General features: G+C 67.9%; 14 protein-coding genes and 1 pseudogene. 10 read left to right on the forward strand and 5 right to left on the reverse strand.

The annotated features are described in order from the left end of the window. The first annotated feature begins 13 nt into the window (after positions 1-13). On the forward strand, positions 14-358 hold the full coding sequence (locus DI276_RS46975) for a PIN domain-containing protein (RefSeq protein WP_232837402.1): 345 nt from the start codon (positions 14-16) through the stop codon (positions 356-358). Here DI276_RS46975 and DI276_RS46980 read toward each other — a convergent pair. Then, positions 355-1,128, reverse strand: a complete 774-nt coding sequence (locus tag DI276_RS46980; protein ID WP_198681332.1) for an HAD family hydrolase — start codon at positions 1,126-1,128, stop codon at positions 355-357. The two genes, DI276_RS46975 and DI276_RS46980, sit on opposite strands and share 4 nt — an antisense overlap. Positions 1,129-1,155: 27 nt before the next feature. Here DI276_RS46980 and DI276_RS46985 point away from each other — a divergent pair, with 27 nt between their 5' ends. Continuing rightward, positions 1,156-1,824: a dienelactone hydrolase family protein gene (locus DI276_RS46985; protein ID WP_112276544.1), complete on the forward strand. Its 669-nt coding sequence runs from the start codon at positions 1,156-1,158 to the stop codon at positions 1,822-1,824. Here DI276_RS46985 and DI276_RS46990 read toward each other — a convergent pair. Beyond that, positions 1,821-2,840, reverse strand: a complete 1,020-nt coding sequence (locus DI276_RS46990; RefSeq protein WP_112276546.1) for an NAD(P)-binding domain-containing protein — start codon at positions 2,838-2,840, stop codon at positions 1,821-1,823. The two genes, DI276_RS46985 and DI276_RS46990, sit on opposite strands and share 4 nt — an antisense overlap. A gap of 119 nt (positions 2,841-2,959) precedes the next feature. Between DI276_RS46990 and DI276_RS46995 the strand changes: the two genes are divergently transcribed. The 7 genes and pseudogenes from DI276_RS46995 to DI276_RS47025 all read left to right on the forward strand — a co-directional run. Continuing rightward, positions 2,960-3,811: a pentapeptide repeat-containing protein gene (locus DI276_RS46995; protein WP_112276548.1), complete on the forward strand. Its 852-nt coding sequence runs from the start codon at positions 2,960-2,962 to the stop codon at positions 3,809-3,811. A gap of 50 nt (positions 3,812-3,861) precedes the next feature. Next, positions 3,862-4,287, forward strand: a complete 426-nt coding sequence (locus DI276_RS47000) for a DUF4259 domain-containing protein (RefSeq protein ID WP_112276550.1) — start codon at positions 3,862-3,864, stop codon at positions 4,285-4,287. A 75-nt stretch (positions 4,288-4,362) separates the two neighbouring features. Further along, entirely contained in the window at positions 4,363-6,183 is a 1,821-nt protein-coding gene (locus DI276_RS47005; protein ID WP_232837403.1) for an NHL domain-containing thioredoxin family protein, read from the forward strand. Positions 6,184-6,219: 36 nt separating this feature from the next. Next, positions 6,220-6,513 carry a GroES family chaperonin gene (locus DI276_RS47010; protein ID WP_112276755.1) on the forward strand — a complete coding sequence of 98 codons (294 nt, stop codon included), beginning with the start codon at positions 6,220-6,222 and terminating at the stop codon, positions 6,511-6,513. A 284-nt stretch (positions 6,514-6,797) separates the two neighbouring features. Next, on the forward strand, positions 6,798-8,582 hold the full coding sequence (locus tag DI276_RS47015; RefSeq protein WP_408610648.1) for a VanW family protein: 1,785 nt from the start codon (positions 6,798-6,800) through the stop codon (positions 8,580-8,582). A 112-nt stretch (positions 8,583-8,694) separates the two neighbouring features. Next, a complete protein-coding gene (locus tag DI276_RS47020) occupies positions 8,695-9,453 on the forward strand; it encodes a DUF1206 domain-containing protein (protein WP_112276552.1) in 759 nt (252 codons plus the stop codon). A gap of 92 nt (positions 9,454-9,545) precedes the next feature. Beyond that, positions 9,546-10,560: pseudogene (locus DI276_RS47025) on the forward strand (Cmx/CmrA family chloramphenicol efflux MFS transporter); the annotation flags it as partial. A 67-nt stretch (positions 10,561-10,627) separates the two neighbouring features. Here DI276_RS47025 and DI276_RS47030 read toward each other — a convergent pair. Continuing rightward, entirely contained in the window at positions 10,628-12,463 is a 1,836-nt protein-coding gene (locus DI276_RS47030; protein WP_112276554.1) for an acyl-CoA dehydrogenase, read from the reverse strand. A 151-nt stretch (positions 12,464-12,614) separates the two neighbouring features. Then, on the reverse strand, positions 12,615-13,649 hold the full coding sequence (locus DI276_RS47035) for an FAD-dependent oxidoreductase (RefSeq protein ID WP_112276556.1): 1,035 nt from the start codon (positions 13,647-13,649) through the stop codon (positions 12,615-12,617). A gap of 81 nt (positions 13,650-13,730) precedes the next feature. On the opposite strand from DI276_RS47035, the gene DI276_RS47040 reads away from it, so the two are divergent. After that, positions 13,731-14,306, forward strand: a complete 576-nt coding sequence (locus DI276_RS47040) for a TetR/AcrR family transcriptional regulator (RefSeq protein ID WP_198681333.1) — start codon at positions 13,731-13,733, stop codon at positions 14,304-14,306. On the opposite strand, the gene DI276_RS47045 is transcribed toward DI276_RS47040, so the two are convergent. Continuing rightward, positions 14,268-14,906: a response regulator transcription factor gene (locus DI276_RS47045; protein ID WP_112276759.1), complete on the reverse strand. Its 639-nt coding sequence runs from the start codon at positions 14,904-14,906 to the stop codon at positions 14,268-14,270. The genes DI276_RS47040 and DI276_RS47045 overlap by 39 nt on opposite strands. Positions 14,907-15,021: the final 115 nt, after the last annotated feature.

The raw sequence follows: 15,021 nt of genomic DNA on the forward strand, positions 1-15,021 counted from the left end.
CAGTCTGGGAGACGTGAAGCCGTTGCTCGTGGTCGACGCAGCCAACGTCGTGGGTTCGGTGCCCGACGGGTGGTGGCGCGACCGGGCGGGCGCGGCAGAACGCCTCCGCGACGCCTTGCAGGGCCGGGACGAGGAGGTCGTCCTCGTCGTGGAAGGCAAGGCGCGCAACGTGTCCAGCGTCGACGGTGTCCGAGTCGTCGCCGCTGACGGCAGTGGTGACGACAAGATCGTCGAGGTCGTGCGCGACGAGGGCGCCGGCCGACCGGTGACCGTGGTGACCGCCGACCGCGAGCTGCGGCGACGGGTGACGGCATTGGGTGCCGAGGTGGCCGGACCCACCTCGGTGCCCCGCCGTTAGAGCCGGAAGATCCGTTCGAGGACCTGGGCAACGCCGTCCTCGGTGTTCGGCGGCGCGTGGTTGCCGACGGCCTGCTTGACCGTCGGGTGCGCGTTGCCCATCGCGTACCCCGTGCCGGCCCAGGTGAGCATCGACAGGTCGTTCGGCATGTCACCGAACGCGATCACCTCGTCCTTGTCGATTCCCCTTGTGCGGCAGAGGGATTCGAGCGTCGCGGCCTTCGAGACCCCTGGCGGGCTGAGGTCCAGCAGGCCAATCCCGCCGGAGTGCGTGACCGACACGTGCTGCCCGACTGCTTCGTGGGCGATCTCCATCATGTGGTCGCACTCGCTGTCCGGCGCCCACGCGAGCATCTGCACGACCTGGTGCGCTTCCTCGAAGACGTGGTCGAGCAGTTCGAGCGTCCGATGCGGGTCCTTCTCGCCGAAAGCCCTGAACCCCGGCTCGCACAACACCTCCAGCCCGGTCTCGACCGCGATGCCGACGTTCGGGATCGCGCCGGCCAACGCCTCCGCCACCTTCCGCACGACGTCGAACGGCAGCGTCTGGGCGTGCGTGACCTCGTCGTTCGTCAGGTCGTAGATGATCGCCCCGTTCGCGCAGATCGCCGTGCCGGTGAGGCCGAGTTCCTGCACGAACCGCGGCGGCCGCGCGGTGACGACGACGACGTCCGCGTCGACGGCCGCGAGCGTGGCGCGAGTGCGGTCGCTGATCACCCGGCCGGGCTGCAGCAGCGTGCCGTCGAGGTCGGTCGCGATCAGCCTGATCATCGGCCGATTATCGGGCAGGATCGTGTTATGACCCATCGAGTTAACGACATGCCGCTGCCGGTGTGGCTGCCCGAGTCCGGTTCCGGCCCCGGCATCGTCCTGATCCAGGAGATCTTCGGCCTGGACGGCTACCTGCGCGGCGTCGCGGAGAAGCTCGCGGCGCTCGGCTACGTCGTGGCCGTCCCCGAGCTGTTCCACCGCTTCCAGCCGGGCTGGGTGGGCGAGCACGACGAGGCCGGCATCCAGAAGTCGATGGAGGTCGTGCAGAACCTCGACTTCCCGCTCGCCGTGCAGGACGTCATCGCGTCGGTGCAGTACCTGCGCGGCCTGCCGGAGGTCACCGGCGGCGTCGGCGTGCTGGGCTTCTGCCTCGGCGGCACCCTGGCCTACGCGGCGGCGGCCGGCTCGGACCCGGACACCGCCGTCTCGTTCTACGGCTCCGGCGTGCCGGACCAGATCGGCACGCTGGACCAGGTGTCCTGCCCGATCCTGTTCCACTTCGGCACCGAGGACTCGTTCATCACCGAGTACCAGAAGGTGGTGGACGCGGTGGAGGCGCACGACGGCGCCGAGATCGCCCTGGAGCCCGCGGGCCACGCGTTCCTCAACCACCTGGGCCCCTGGTACGACGAGGACGCCGCCGGCCGCGCCTGGGACCGGACCGCGGCGTTCCTCGCCCGCACGTTGCCCGCCTAAGAGATGCACGGCACCGCGAGCTGCTGCGAGAAGAACCTCTCCAGCGGCTTGCGGTGCAACCGGCGCTCCACCGCGATCAGCTCGTTCTTCCGGTAGTGGCTGATCTGCGTGCTCGTGACGACGAACCCGTTGCGCTCGGTCGTGGGCATCTCGTCGTAAAGGATCGCGTGCTGCCCCTGCGGCACAACGACATCCGCCAGCCCGTCCGGAATCTGCTTGGCCCGGACGGCGACCGTCGCGGCCAACGAGTCCGGCCGGTTGCGCAGCTTCCGATGCGGCCACGGCACCCCGTGGTGCTCAGCCTCCAACGTCCGGTGCAACGCCCGCGCCGCATGCCGGATCGCCTTGATCGAGTCGCCGGTGAGCACGTGCGCGTTCGGCACGTCGAGACTCGTGTCCCTGCGGAACCCGGCACACACGATCACCTTGTCGTACCGCAGCTCCCCGGTCCCGTCGATCAACGCCACGAACTCGTTGCCCTCTTTGACGATCCGCTGCACCGCCCGCCCGACCGTGTGCGTGACCCGCGCGGTCGTCGCGATGTTGTCGGCCGTCTCGAACGCACTGCGCCCCCGCCCGATGATCAGCACCCGCTTCCCGGCGTACCTCGTCGGATCCGTGCTGGCACTCGCGTACGTCTCGGCGTGCTCGATCCCCGGAATGCCTGGCACGTAAGGCTTCTTGCCGGTGGCCAGGATGACGTGCCGCGCCTGGTACTGCCCCAGATCGCTCACCGGCGTGTCGTACCGCACGTGCAACGGTCGCGCGAAGTCCTCCAAATACCGCACCAAATCGTCCGCGTTGGGATACGCCCGCTTGCTGTACCGCGCGAACGACACGCCGTCGAACAACGTGTTGTCGTCCGTGGCGAGGATCCGATGCCGCGGGAACCTGCGGAAGAAGCTCGCCGGCTCCGGCGCCGCCTCGAGGATCACGTAGTCGCGGCCCGCCCGGTGCAGGAACTGCCCGATCTGCAGGCCTGCCGGTCCCGCACCGATCACCAGGTACTCCACCATCACGCACCTCCCGGCGTCCTCTACGCCGTAAACGGCGAAAAGGTTCAGCTGGGCGGTTACCGTCCATCATCGTGGATTCGGGACAACTTTGGTCAATCAGAAGGCACATAAGCGCAGTTGTGCTGATCGGCCTAACGGTCTTCGCCCTCGCGGCCGCGTTGTTGTGGGCAGCACTGGGTTTTCCCACGGCGTCGAGCTCGCGACTCGACATCATCAAGGTTGCCCTGACCATCGTCGCGGGCGTCGGCGGCGTCGTGGCTCTGGTCGTCGCCTACCGAAAACAACGCGTCAGCGAGTCCGCCGAAACCCGCGAACACCTGAAGCTGCTGAACGAGCGCTTCGGCGCCGCCTGCAACCAGATCGGCAACGAGGCGCCGACCGTCCGCCTGGCCGGCGTCTACGCGTTGGCCTCGCTCGCCGACGAGTGGCCGCAGCAGCGCCAGACGTGCATCGACGTCCTCTGCGCGTACCTCCGTATCCCGTACGAGCCGGACCTGACGTCGGAGTGGTTCCACGACGCGGAGTCCGAGGTGCGCCTGTCGATCACCAGCGTGATCGCCCAGCACCTGCGCGACGGTGCGCCGGTCAGCTGGCAGGGCCACGACTTCGACCTGGTCCGCGCGGTGCTGCGCTCGGCGGACTTCTCGGGCATCCGCATGCCGTCGGGCAAGTTCTTCCTCAGCCTGGCGCGCTTTTCCGGCGGCTGGATCTCGTTCGACGGGATGACGGTCAGCGGCGGTGAGGTGTGGTTCGGCGGCGCGACCTTCGACGGTGCGCGCGTGACGTTCGACAACTCCCAGTTCACCGGTGGTCGCGTGAAGTTCGAGGGCGCGGAGTTCAACGCCGGCGAGGTGTCGTTCCGCGGGGCCCGGTTCGCAGGCGGCGAGGTCGACCTGTCGGAAGCGGTCGTGCGGGTGATGCCGGTGTTCGACGAGGGCGAGAAGCCGGGGCTGAAGCTGCCGGCCACGTGACGTCGGTGCGCACTGCAACGATCCTCGGACATCAATGTCAGGAGACCACAATGGGCACTTGGGGTATTGGTCCGTTCGAGAACGACACGGCAGCGGACTTCTCGTACACGCTGGACGAGGCCGCCGAGGATGAACGGGAGAACATCGTTCGGGCCGCGTTGATCCGCACGATCGAGACCGACGGGTATCTCGACAGCAACGAAGGGTGCGAGGTCGTGGCCTCAGCCGCACTGATCGCCGCGCAGTGCCCCGGAGGAGAACCGATCACCACGGCGTACGGCCCTGATCAGCCACTGCCCATCTTCTCGGCAGATCTGCGGGCGCTCGCCGTTCTGGCTTTGGACCGCGTGCTCGCGGCGGATTCGGAGCTCGTCGAACTCTGGGACGACACCGAATCAGGGCTTCCTTGGCGTCGAGGTGTTCGCGACCTCCGAGTTGTTCTGCTCGGAACCGGAGTTGATCAGGGTGTGAGCTGATCGCGTCCGAGTTGACTCGGCGCCCACATCGTGGACGGCGGAACACACGTCCGTCCCACCGTGTTGGATACGGCCGTGACGACTGCAAAACGCCGTGCCCGTGTCCGCGCCCCCGAGCTGGTCGGACGTGGCTGGCTCAACACCGGCGGCGAGCAGGTCAGCCTCAAGGACCTGCGCGGCAAGATCGTGCTGCTCGACTTCTGGACGTTCTGCTGCATCAACTGCCTGCACGTCCTCGACGAGTTGCGACCGCTCGAGAAGGCGCACGAGGACGTCCTGGTCACCATCGGCGTCCACTCGCCGAAGTTCGTCCACGAGGCCGACCCGGAGGCCCTGAAGGCCGCCGTCGAGCGCTACGAGGTGCACCACCCGGTTCTGGACGACCCGGAGCTCACGACCTGGCAGCACTACGCCGTCAAGGCCTGGCCCACGCTCGTCCTGATCGACCCCGAGGGCTACGTCGTCCACGTCGCCGCAGGTGAGGGGCACGTCGAGGCGCTGGACACGATCATCAGGGAACTCACAGAAGAGCACGAAGAAAAAGGCACGCTGCACCGCGGCAACGGCCCGTACGTCGCGCCCGAGCCGGAGAACACGACGCTCAGGTTCCCCGCGAAGGCGATCGTCACCAAGAACAACACGATCCTGGTCAGCGACTCGGCCCACCACAGCATCGTCGAGCTCGAAGCCGACGGCGAGACCGTCATCCGCCGCATCGGCACCGGCGAACGCGGCCGTGCGGACGGCCTGAACCCCACCTTCTCCGAGCCGGCCGGGCTCACGCTGGTCCCCAACACCCACGGCTACGACGTCGTGATCGCGGACACCGTCAACCACCTGCTCAGGGGCCTCAACCTGGAGACCGGCGAGGTCACGACGCTGGCGGGCACGGGCGAGCAGTGGCGCGACGGCGAGACCGACGGGCCGGCCGACAAGATCGACCTGACCAGCCCGTGGGACGTCGCGTGGTGGAACGGCGGCGTCGCGATCGCCATGGCCGGCAACCACACGCTGAGCTTCTTCGACCCCGCGACCAACACGACCGAACGGCTCGCGGGCACCACGGTCGAGGGCATCAACGACGGGCCCGCGGAAGGCGCTTTCTTCGCGCAGACGTCCGGACTGGCAGCGGACGGCGAGACGCTCTGGATGGTCGACTCCGAGACGAGCGCACTCCGCTACCTGGAGCACGGCGAGGTCCACACCGTCATCGGCAAGGGCCTGTTCGCGTTCGGACACAAGGACGGCGACGCCGAAGAAGCCCTCCTGCAGCACCCGCTGGGCGTCACGGTCCTCAGTGACCATTCGATCGCCATTTCGGACACCTACAACAACGCGATCAGGCGCTACGACCCCGAGACCGACACCCTGACGACGATCGCGACGGACATCGCCGAACCGTCCGACGCCCTCCAGATCGACGGCGAGCTCGTCGTGGTGGCCAGCGCCGCCCATCGGCTCGAACGGTTCTCCGCAGCCGCCACCAAGATCGACGGCGCCGAGCACCAGGTGAAGCGCCCGAGCACGGACATCGCGCCAGGACAGTTCGAACTGGCCGTCATCTTCACCCCGCCCAAAGGGACCAAACTGGACGAAAGGTACGGACCCTCGACGCGGCTGGAGATCACCAGCTCACCGCCCGAGCTGATCTTGGAAGGCGCGGGCGTCAGCACCGAACTGGTACGGGCGTTGCGGATCAACGATCAGATCACGAACGGCGTTCTGCACGTCGTAGCGCAGGCGGCCAGTTGCAGTGACGATCCTGCCGACGAACACCCGGTCTGCCGTCTGACCAGGCAGGACTGGGGGGTGCCGATTCGAGTGGTTGCCGATGCACCTACCCGGCTGCCCCTGCTCATGGGCGGCATGGACGAGGCACCTCAGCAGGGCACGTAGACTCTGCTGGTGCCTGATGTCAAGCTCGAGATCCAGATGCTGTACGACCGCGTCATGGTCCGCATCTCGCCGGAAGACGGCGAGCGGCGTTCCAGCGGAGGCATTGTGATCCCCGCCACGGCCCAGATGGCCAAGCGGTTGGCGTGGGGCAGCGTGTTCGGAGTCGGTACCAGCGTGCGGCACGTGAAGGTGGGCGACCGGGTTTTGTTCAACCCGGAAGATCAGCTTGAGGTCGAGGTGCAAGGCGCCACGTATCTCGTGATGAGGGAACGCGATCTGCACGCAGTTGCCAGCGAACTCACCGAACACGGTACTGGTCTGTACCTGTGAGCCGCCGGTTCGTGATTTTGGCCTGATAGCTACACACGTATACGCCGCCTCAGTGGAGAGACAGGGCAACGGGGAGAGCTGTGCCGTACGACGCTGACAAGACGAGAGCGATGCCGCCGGTCAACCCGGGAGGCACCGCCTCCGAGCAGACGACGAAGATTTCGCCCGTGCACACCGGCGGGCCTGCCGACGCGTGGCCGTCGGAGGAGCCGGACAACGAGCCGACCATCAGCGCTGCCGTGCCCGGTGTGGGTTTCCCCGCGAGCGAGGACGCCACCGAGTTCATGCAGCCGGTGACGCCGCCGCAGCAGACGCCGGAGGACTCGGGCGTCTACGGGCCCGTGATGATCGAGCCGGGCGAGGACGAACCAGCTCCGAAGAACGGCAAGAAGAAGGCCCTGATCGTGGCCGCGGCCGTCGTCGGCGCGTTCGGCCTGCTCTACGGCCTCGACATCCTCGTCTCCAGCGGCAACGTGCCGCGTGGCGTGACAGTGGCCGGCGTCGACGTCGGCGGCATGAGCCACAGCGAGGCCGAGAAGAAGCTCCGCGACGAGATCGGCCCGCGGCTGAGCAAGCCCGTCGCGCTCAAGGCCGGTGACGTCACCGCGGAGCTCGACCCCAAGGCAGCGGGTCTGGAGCTCGACTGGAACGCCACGATCGATCGTGCGGGCAGCCAGCCGCTCAGCCCCGTCACGCGCGTCACCTCGTTCTTCACCAGCCGCGAGGTCGGTGTCGCGACGAAGGGTGACGACACGAAGGTCGCCGGCGCGCTGGAGGCCCTGCGGCCGAAGCTCGACCACGAGCCGACCGAGGGCACCATCAAGTTCGAGAACGCGGCCGCCGTCGCCGTCGAGCCGCACAACGGCCAGAAGCTGAAGGCCGAGGAGGCCGTCAACGTCGTCGTGTCGAACTGGGCCTCCGGCAACCCGGTCGAGGTCCCGATGGACTTCACCCCGGTCAAGACGACCAAGGAGGGCGTCGAGAAGGCGCTCAACGACGTCGTGAAGACCGCGGTGTCCGGGCCGGTCAAGATCAAGGGTGAGGGCAAGGACGCGAACCTCACGCCGGAACAGATCTTCAGCACGCTGACGTTCGAGCCCGGCGACGGCGGCTCGCTCAACGTGAAGCCGAACAAGGACAAGCTCGCCGAGGCCGCGGCGCCGCAGCTCAAGGACACGGTCAAGCAGGGCAAGGACGCCCAGATCGTGTTCGAGGGCGGCCGGCCGACCGTCAAGGAGTCGGTGGACGGCCTCGACCTCGACTGGGACAAGAACCTCCAGCCGTACTTCGACACGCTGCAGAAGACCGACGCGCGCGAGGTCAAGTTCGAGTACAAGCACACGCCCGCGAAGGTCACCACCGAGCAGGCGAACAAGATGGGCATCAAGGAGGTCATCGGCGAGTTCCAGACCGGTGGCTTCGCCGCAGCCTCGGGCGTCAACATCCGGGTCGTGGCCGAGAAGGTCAACGGCGCGATCGTGAAGCCCAAGGAGACGTTCAGCCTCAACAAGTACACGGGCCCCCGCGGCAGCGCACAGGGCTACGTCGAGGCGGGCATCATCGAGAACGGCATCCCCGGCAAGGCGGTCGGTGGCGGCATCTCGCAGTTCGCGACCACGCTCTACAACGCGTACTACTACGCGGGCATGAAGGACGCGGGCCACAAGGAGCACAGCTACTGGATCACGCGGTACCCGAAGGGCCGTGAGGCCACGGTGTTCATGGACGGCGCGGGCAACAGCCTGATCGACATCGCGTTCACGAACCCGGACGACACGGGCGTCGCCATCCAGACGATCTGGACCCCGTCCTCGATCACGATCCGGCTGTGGGGCACCAAGAACTACGAAGTCACCGGTTCCACCAGCGGCGAGTTCAACCCCACCCAGCCGCAGGAGAAGAAGGTCGACAAGCCCGGCTGCGCGCCGAGCAACGGCGCCCCCGGCTTCTCGGTGACGGACACCCGCACGATCAAGGACCGCCGCAGCGGCCAGACCCGTACCGAGTCGCGCACGGTCCGCTACGACCCGCAGTTCAAGATCATCTGCGAACCGCCACCCGGCGGCTGATCGTCGCAACAGTTGTTCGTGAGTGGCCACGAGTGGGTAGCCCCCGCTCGTGGCCACTGTTGCGCATGAGGCGCGAAGACACCCCGCCGTCCAGACGTTGGGGCGGGTGGGGATGGTTGTGTACGGAGCGGTCCACGTGCTCATCGCGTGGCTCGCGCTCCAGGTCGCGTTCGGCGGCGGCGCCGAGCGGACGGATTCGAAGGGTGCGCTGACCGAGCTCGCCGCGAACGGCGCTTGGCTGCTCTGGGCCGTCGGCATCGGCTTGGTCTTCTTCGCGCTCTGGCAGGTCGTTCTGGCCTTCGTCGGCTACTCGTACCGCAGCGAGAAGCGCAAGCGGATCTCCAAGCGGATCGGTTCCGGCGCCCGCGCCATCACCGCCGGCGCGATCGCGTTGGGTGCCTTCAAGTACGCGACGAGCGGCGCGGCCGGAGACACGACGCAACAGCAGCAGGAACTGACCGCGCAGGTGCTCGGCTGGCCCGGCGGCCAGTGGATCGTCGGCGCGGTCGCGATCGGCGTGCTCATCATCGCCGGCGTAATCGTCTACAAGGGAATCAAGAAGTCCTTCGAGAAGGACCTCGACATGAGCCGCGCACCGTCGTGGATCGAGCCGGTCGGCCGGATCGGCTGGATCGGCAAGGGCACCGCGTACGGCGTCATCGGTGTCCTCATCGGACTCGCCGCGATCTACGCCGATCCGCAGCAGGCCGGTGGCATGGACAAGGCGCTGAAGACGTTGGCAGCACAGCCTTACGGCATGTACCTGCTGTCCGCGGTCGCGATCGGCATCGCGGCGTTCGGCGTCTATTGCTTCGTGGCGGCTCGCGCCCACCGGGATAACGGCGTGCGCTCACCAGCGCAGCGCCAGTAGCGTGCTGCTCGTGGTGAGTCCGGAGGCGAACAGGTTCGGGGCTGCGGTCTAGCCGTCAGCCCCGAAAACCTCTTCGCCTCCGGAGTCATTCCGTGCCTTTCTCGCTCTACCTGCTCGCCCTGGCCGTATTCGCCATGGGCACCTCAGAGTTCATGCTCGCCGGTCTGCTGCCGGCCACAGCCGACAACTTCGGCGTGCCCGTCGGCACAGCCGGACTGCTCACCTCGGCGTTCGCCGGCAAGGCGGTCGGTGCACCGCTGATGGCGGTGCTCACCCGTGCCTGGTCGCCGCGCATCAGCCTGTTCGGGTTCGTCGTCGTCTTCCTGGCCGCACACGTGGCTGGGGCTATCACTGCGAACTTCGCTGTGCTGCTCGCTACCAGGGTCGTCGCCGCCCTCGCGAACGCCGGCTTTCTCGCTGTGGCACTGACAACGGCCTCCGCACTTGTGCCAGAGCAACGGCGTGGGCGCGCGCTCGCCGTGCTGTTGTCAGGAACCACAGTGGCCACGATCGCCGGTGTGCCGGGAGGTTCGTTGCTCGGTACCGCACTCGGTTGGCGGGCAACGTTTCTCGCGGTCGCTCTGCTCTGCGTCCCGGCGGCGATCGGGGTCCTGAAGGGGATTCCCGCGCGCAGCAACCGCACCGGGACTCCTGCGCTGCGACCGGAACTGGCCGAGCTCGCGAAGCCGCGGCTGATGCTGGTCATCGTGCTCTCGGTGATCGTGAACGCGGTGACGTTCGGTCACTTCACGTTCCTGGCCCCGGTGGTCACGGACGCAGCCGGGTTGAGCGAGTGGTGGGTGCCCGTGGCGCTGGTGTTGTTCGGGGCCGGGTCGTTCGCCGGTGTCACCGTCGGCGGCAGGCTGTCGGACTCCGCACCGCGTCCCGTCGTGCTGATCGGCGGGCCGCTGGTGCTCGTCGGCTGGGCAAGTCTCGGGCTGCTCGGCCGGGAGCCGCTCCTGTTGCTGCCGCTGGTGTTCGTCCTGGGGCTGGTGTCGTTCGCGGTCGCGCGTTCTGCACCACGCGGCGGGCGCGCCCACCATGGCCGGCTCGTACGCGACTGCCGCGTTCAACATCGGCGCGGTCGTCGGTCCTTTGCTCGTGGCATGAAAAACGGGTCCGCGCACCTCGGGCAGGAGGTGCGCGGACCCGTCGTTATTGCCGAGCAGGCGTCTTAGAAGACGCTCTCGTCGATGTCCATCAGCGAGTTGTCGGTGGACTCCGCGATCTTGCGGCGGGCGGTGAGCTCCGGCAGCACGTTCTTCGCGAAGAACGACGCCACGGCGACCTTGCCCTCGTAGAACGCCTTGTCCTTGGCCGACGGCGTGCCGCCGAGCTTCTCCAGCGCGACCTCGGCCTGGCGCAGCAGCAGCCAGCCGACGAGCACGTCACCCGCGGTCATCAGCAGGCGGACCGAGTTCTGGCCGACCTTGTAGAGGTTGCGGACGTCCTCCTGTGACGAAGTCAGGAAGCCGACCAGCGAGCCGAGCATGCCCTGCAGGTCCTCGAGACCCTGCTTGAGCAGCGCGCGCTCCTCCTTGAGGCGACCGTTGCCGCCCTCGTTGTCGAGGAACTTCTGGATCTCGCCGTTGATGAACGCGAGCGCCTGGCCCTTGTCGCGGATGATCTTCCGGAAGAAGAAGTCCAGCGACTGGATGGCCGTGGTGCCCTCGTACAGCGAGTCGATCTTCGAGTCCCGGATGTACTGCTCGATCGGGTACTCCTGCAGGAAGCCCGAGCCGCCCAGGGTCTGCAGCGACTGCGCCAGCTGCTCGTACGCGCGCTCCGAGCCGACGCCCTTGACGATCGGCAGCAGCAGGTCGTTGACCGCCGCCGCGAGCTTGGCGTCGTCGCCGCCGAGCATCACCTTGTCCTGGAACGTCGCGGTGTACAGGTACACGGCGCGCAGGCCCTCGGCGTACGCCTTCTGCAGCATCAGGCTGCGGCGCACGTCCGGGTGGTTGGTGATGGTGACGCGCGGGGCGGTCTTGTCCGTCATGCGCGTCAGGTCGGCGCTCTGGACGCGCTCCTTGGCGTAGCCCAGCGCGTTCAGGTAGCCGGTCGACAGCGTCGCGATGGCCTTGGTGCCGACCATCATGCGGGCGTACTCGATGACGTCGAACATCTGCGCGATGCCGTCGTGCACCTCGCCCAGCAGCCAGCCCTTGGCGGGCACGCCGTGCTGGCCGAACGTCAGCTCGCACGTGGTGGACGCCTTGATGCCCATCTTGTGCTCGACGTTGGTCACGAAGGCGCCGTTGCGCTCGCCCAGGTCACCGGTCTGCGGGTCGAAGTGGAACTTCGGCACGAGGAACAGCGACAGGCCCTTGGTGCCCGGCTTCGCCTCGATGCCCTCGCCCTCGGGACGCGCCAGCACCATGTGCATGATGTTCTCGGTGAGGTCCTGGTCACCGGACGTGATGAAGCGCTTCACGCCCTCGATGTGCCAGGAGCCGTCGTCCTGCTTGATCGCCTTGGTGCGACCGGCACCGACGTCGGAACCGGCGTCCGGCTCGGTCAGCACCATCGTGGCGCCCCAGCCGCGGTCGATCATCAGCTGCGCCCAGTGCTGGTCGCGCTCGGTGCCGTTGTTGTAGACGACCGTCGCGAAGCTCGGGCCGGCGAGGTACATGTAGATCGGCGGGTTGGCGCCGAGAATCATCTCGGACGCGGCCCAGGCGACCGACGGCGGCGTGCCGAAGCCGCCCAGCGCCTCGGGCAGGAACATGCGGTACCACTCGCCGTCCCAGATCGCCTGGTACGACTTCTTCAGCGACTCCGGCAGGGTTGCCGAGAACGTGGCCGGGTCGTACTTCGGCGGGTTGCGGTCGGCATCGGCGAACGAGTCCGCGAGCGGACCCTCCGCGAGAGTCTTCATTTCGGCCAGAACGCCGCGCGCGGTGTCCTCGTCGGACTGCTCGAACGGCCCCTTGCCGAGGTGGTCCTGCACGTTGAAGACCTCGAACAGGTTGAATTCGAGATCCCGGACGTTGCTCTTGTAGTGGCCCATCTCGTCAGCTCACTCCTCAGGGTCGCGGCGGGGTCGCCTACTGACCGGTAACAACAGAGTATTACCCGACAGTAACCCCGGCAAGAGCGACCACCCACTGGTGGCGAAGTAGACACTCCCGCAACCGGCCTGAATCGTGCATGAGCGCCGGTCAGACGCGTATCGGGCGCTCGGGGACCATGTCCTGCAGTCCGGCGTTCGTGCGCTCCTGTGCGTCGATCGCGCGGGGCAACATGACAGATTCGTAGGCGGGCACGCCGTCTCGGACACCGTCGCGGGCGAGCGCGAGCGCGAGGTCGGCCGCGTCCTGCATCGCGAGGTTCGCGCCGACGCCCAGCGGTGGCATCAGGTGGGCCGCGTCGCCGAGCAGGGTCACGCCCGGTGTGTGCTCCCACGTGTGGGGCACCGGCAGCGCGTACAGCGGCCGGTGGATCAGCTCGCCGGTGAGGAACGCCTGCAGCGAGGGGTGCCAGTCGGCGTACAGCTCCAGCAGCTCGGCGTTGGAGGGCCGCCAATCCTCACGCGCGCGCATGCACGCGTACGCGCGAATGTGATTGCCGCTGTTGCGCTGGACCCACAACATCAGGCCGTCGCCGTCCGCGACCATCGTGCCCTGGCCGGTCAGAGCGAGCATCTGCCCGTCGTTGTCGTGCCTGGTCTCGACGAACAGCACGCCGGTGTGGTGCGGCACGGCGGGCGAGACGGCCCCGCGCACCCGTGACCAGGCCCCGTCCGCGCCGATGACCAGGTCGAACTGCGCCGTGGAGTCATCCAGGAAGGTGACCTCGCCCGGCCTGGCCGAACCGACACCGAGGCCCCAGCTGACCGTCCCCGGTGCGAGCGAGTCGAGCAGGAGCTCGCGGAGCTGGCCGCGGTCGATCTCCGGGCGGAAGTCGCCTTCCGGCGGTTCGTGCTCGATCAGCTCGGCCGTGAGCGGGTCGACCTTGCGCTGCTCCTGGCCCTCGAAGCGGGCGAGCGCGCGCCACTCGTCGAACAGGCCCGCGGCGCGAACGGCCTCCTGGCCGCTGTCGGCGTGCAGGTCGATCGTGCCGCCCTGCTGGCGGGCCTCCGGCGAGCTCTCGCGCTCGAAGACGGTGACGTTCTCGAAGCCGTGCAGCTGGAGAACGCGGGCACAGGTGAGGCCGCCGAGTCCGGCCCCTGCGATGGCGATGCGTGGTGTGGTCATGTCTCCATGAAAGCGTATCGACTGAAAAAGTGCAACCACTACACTTTTTAACTCGCTCAACCAATGCGGTATGGTGATGCGGTGACCGAGCTCGGCCGCCGTGAGCGGAAGAAGCTGCAGACCCGCAAGTCGATCTCCGACGCGGCCACGAGGCTGTTCCTCGAGCGCGGTTTCGACGAGGTGGGTGTGAAGGAGATCGCCGACACCGCGGACGTGTCGGTGACGACGCTGTTCAAGCACTTCCCCAGCAAGGAGGCGCTGCTCTTCGACGAGGACGAGGAGCAGGAGTCGGCACTGGTCGCGGTGGTGCGCAACCGCGGCGACAGGTCGATCCCGATGGCGTTGCGCGACCACTTCGTGCGAGCCGCGCAGGGCCACGCCGACCACCCGCAGTTCGAGATCTTCCAGCGACTGGTGCTGGAGACGCCGGCGTTGCGCGACTACGGACACCGGATGTGGACGCGGCATCAGGACGCGTTGGCGCGGGCCATCGCGGAGGAGACCGGTGTTCCGGCCGACGACGTCAGGTGCGCGGCGCTGGCCAGGTTCGCCCTGGAGGCGCGCGAAGTGATCTTCGACCGGGAGGACCGCGAGCGGGCGGCCGACGAGGTGTTCGGCTTACTCGAGCACGGCTGGGCGGCCGACCAGCAGGCCTGACCGGTAGGCCAGCGACACGGCGTGCGTCCGGTCGCGCGCGCTGAGCTTGCGCAGGATGCCCTTCACGTGGGTCCGCACGGTCTCCACGGACACGATCAGCTCGTCCGCGACCTGCTGGTTCTCCAGACCGTCCGCGATCAGCGTGAGCACCTCGTACTCGCGCCTGGTGAGCGTCGGCCGTTCCCGTGGGCGCAGGTCGGGGTGCACGAAGCCGCGCGTCCGGCAGGTCTCGGCGATGACCCGCACGATCTGCTCCGGCTGGGCCGACCGCGGCACCACGCCGCGCACCCCGGCTTCCAGCGCGGACGTCACGTAGTTCGCGTGCGAGTGGGCGTCGCGGACCAGTCCGATGATCAGCAGGAGCGGGTCCCGTTCGACCAGCAGCCGCGCCAGGTGGCCGACGGGGTCGAGCACGGAGTCGACGAGCAGCACGTCGGGGCGTAGTCGTTCGTGCAGGCGAACGGCGGCGTGCAGATCGCCCGTCGAACCGAGCCAGCGCAGGCCGGCGGTCCGCTTGACGAGGGCGGACAGGCCCTCTCGGTAGAGCGGCACGGGGTCGATCAACGCGACACCGGGGGCAGGCCGGCTTGGCGGGAGCATCAACACCTCCGTTCGTGCTTCTGGAGGTGAGACGTGGTTCCCCTGGACGTGTGACGTGGAAAGGCGAGTTCATGTAGATGAACAAGGGTCACGAATGTGATTCAAGACCGTCCAA

The sequence above is a fragment of the Lentzea terrae genome (genome assembly GCF_003265345.1).
Lineage (GTDB): Bacteria > Actinomycetota > Actinomycetes > Mycobacteriales > Pseudonocardiaceae > Lentzea > Lentzea terrae.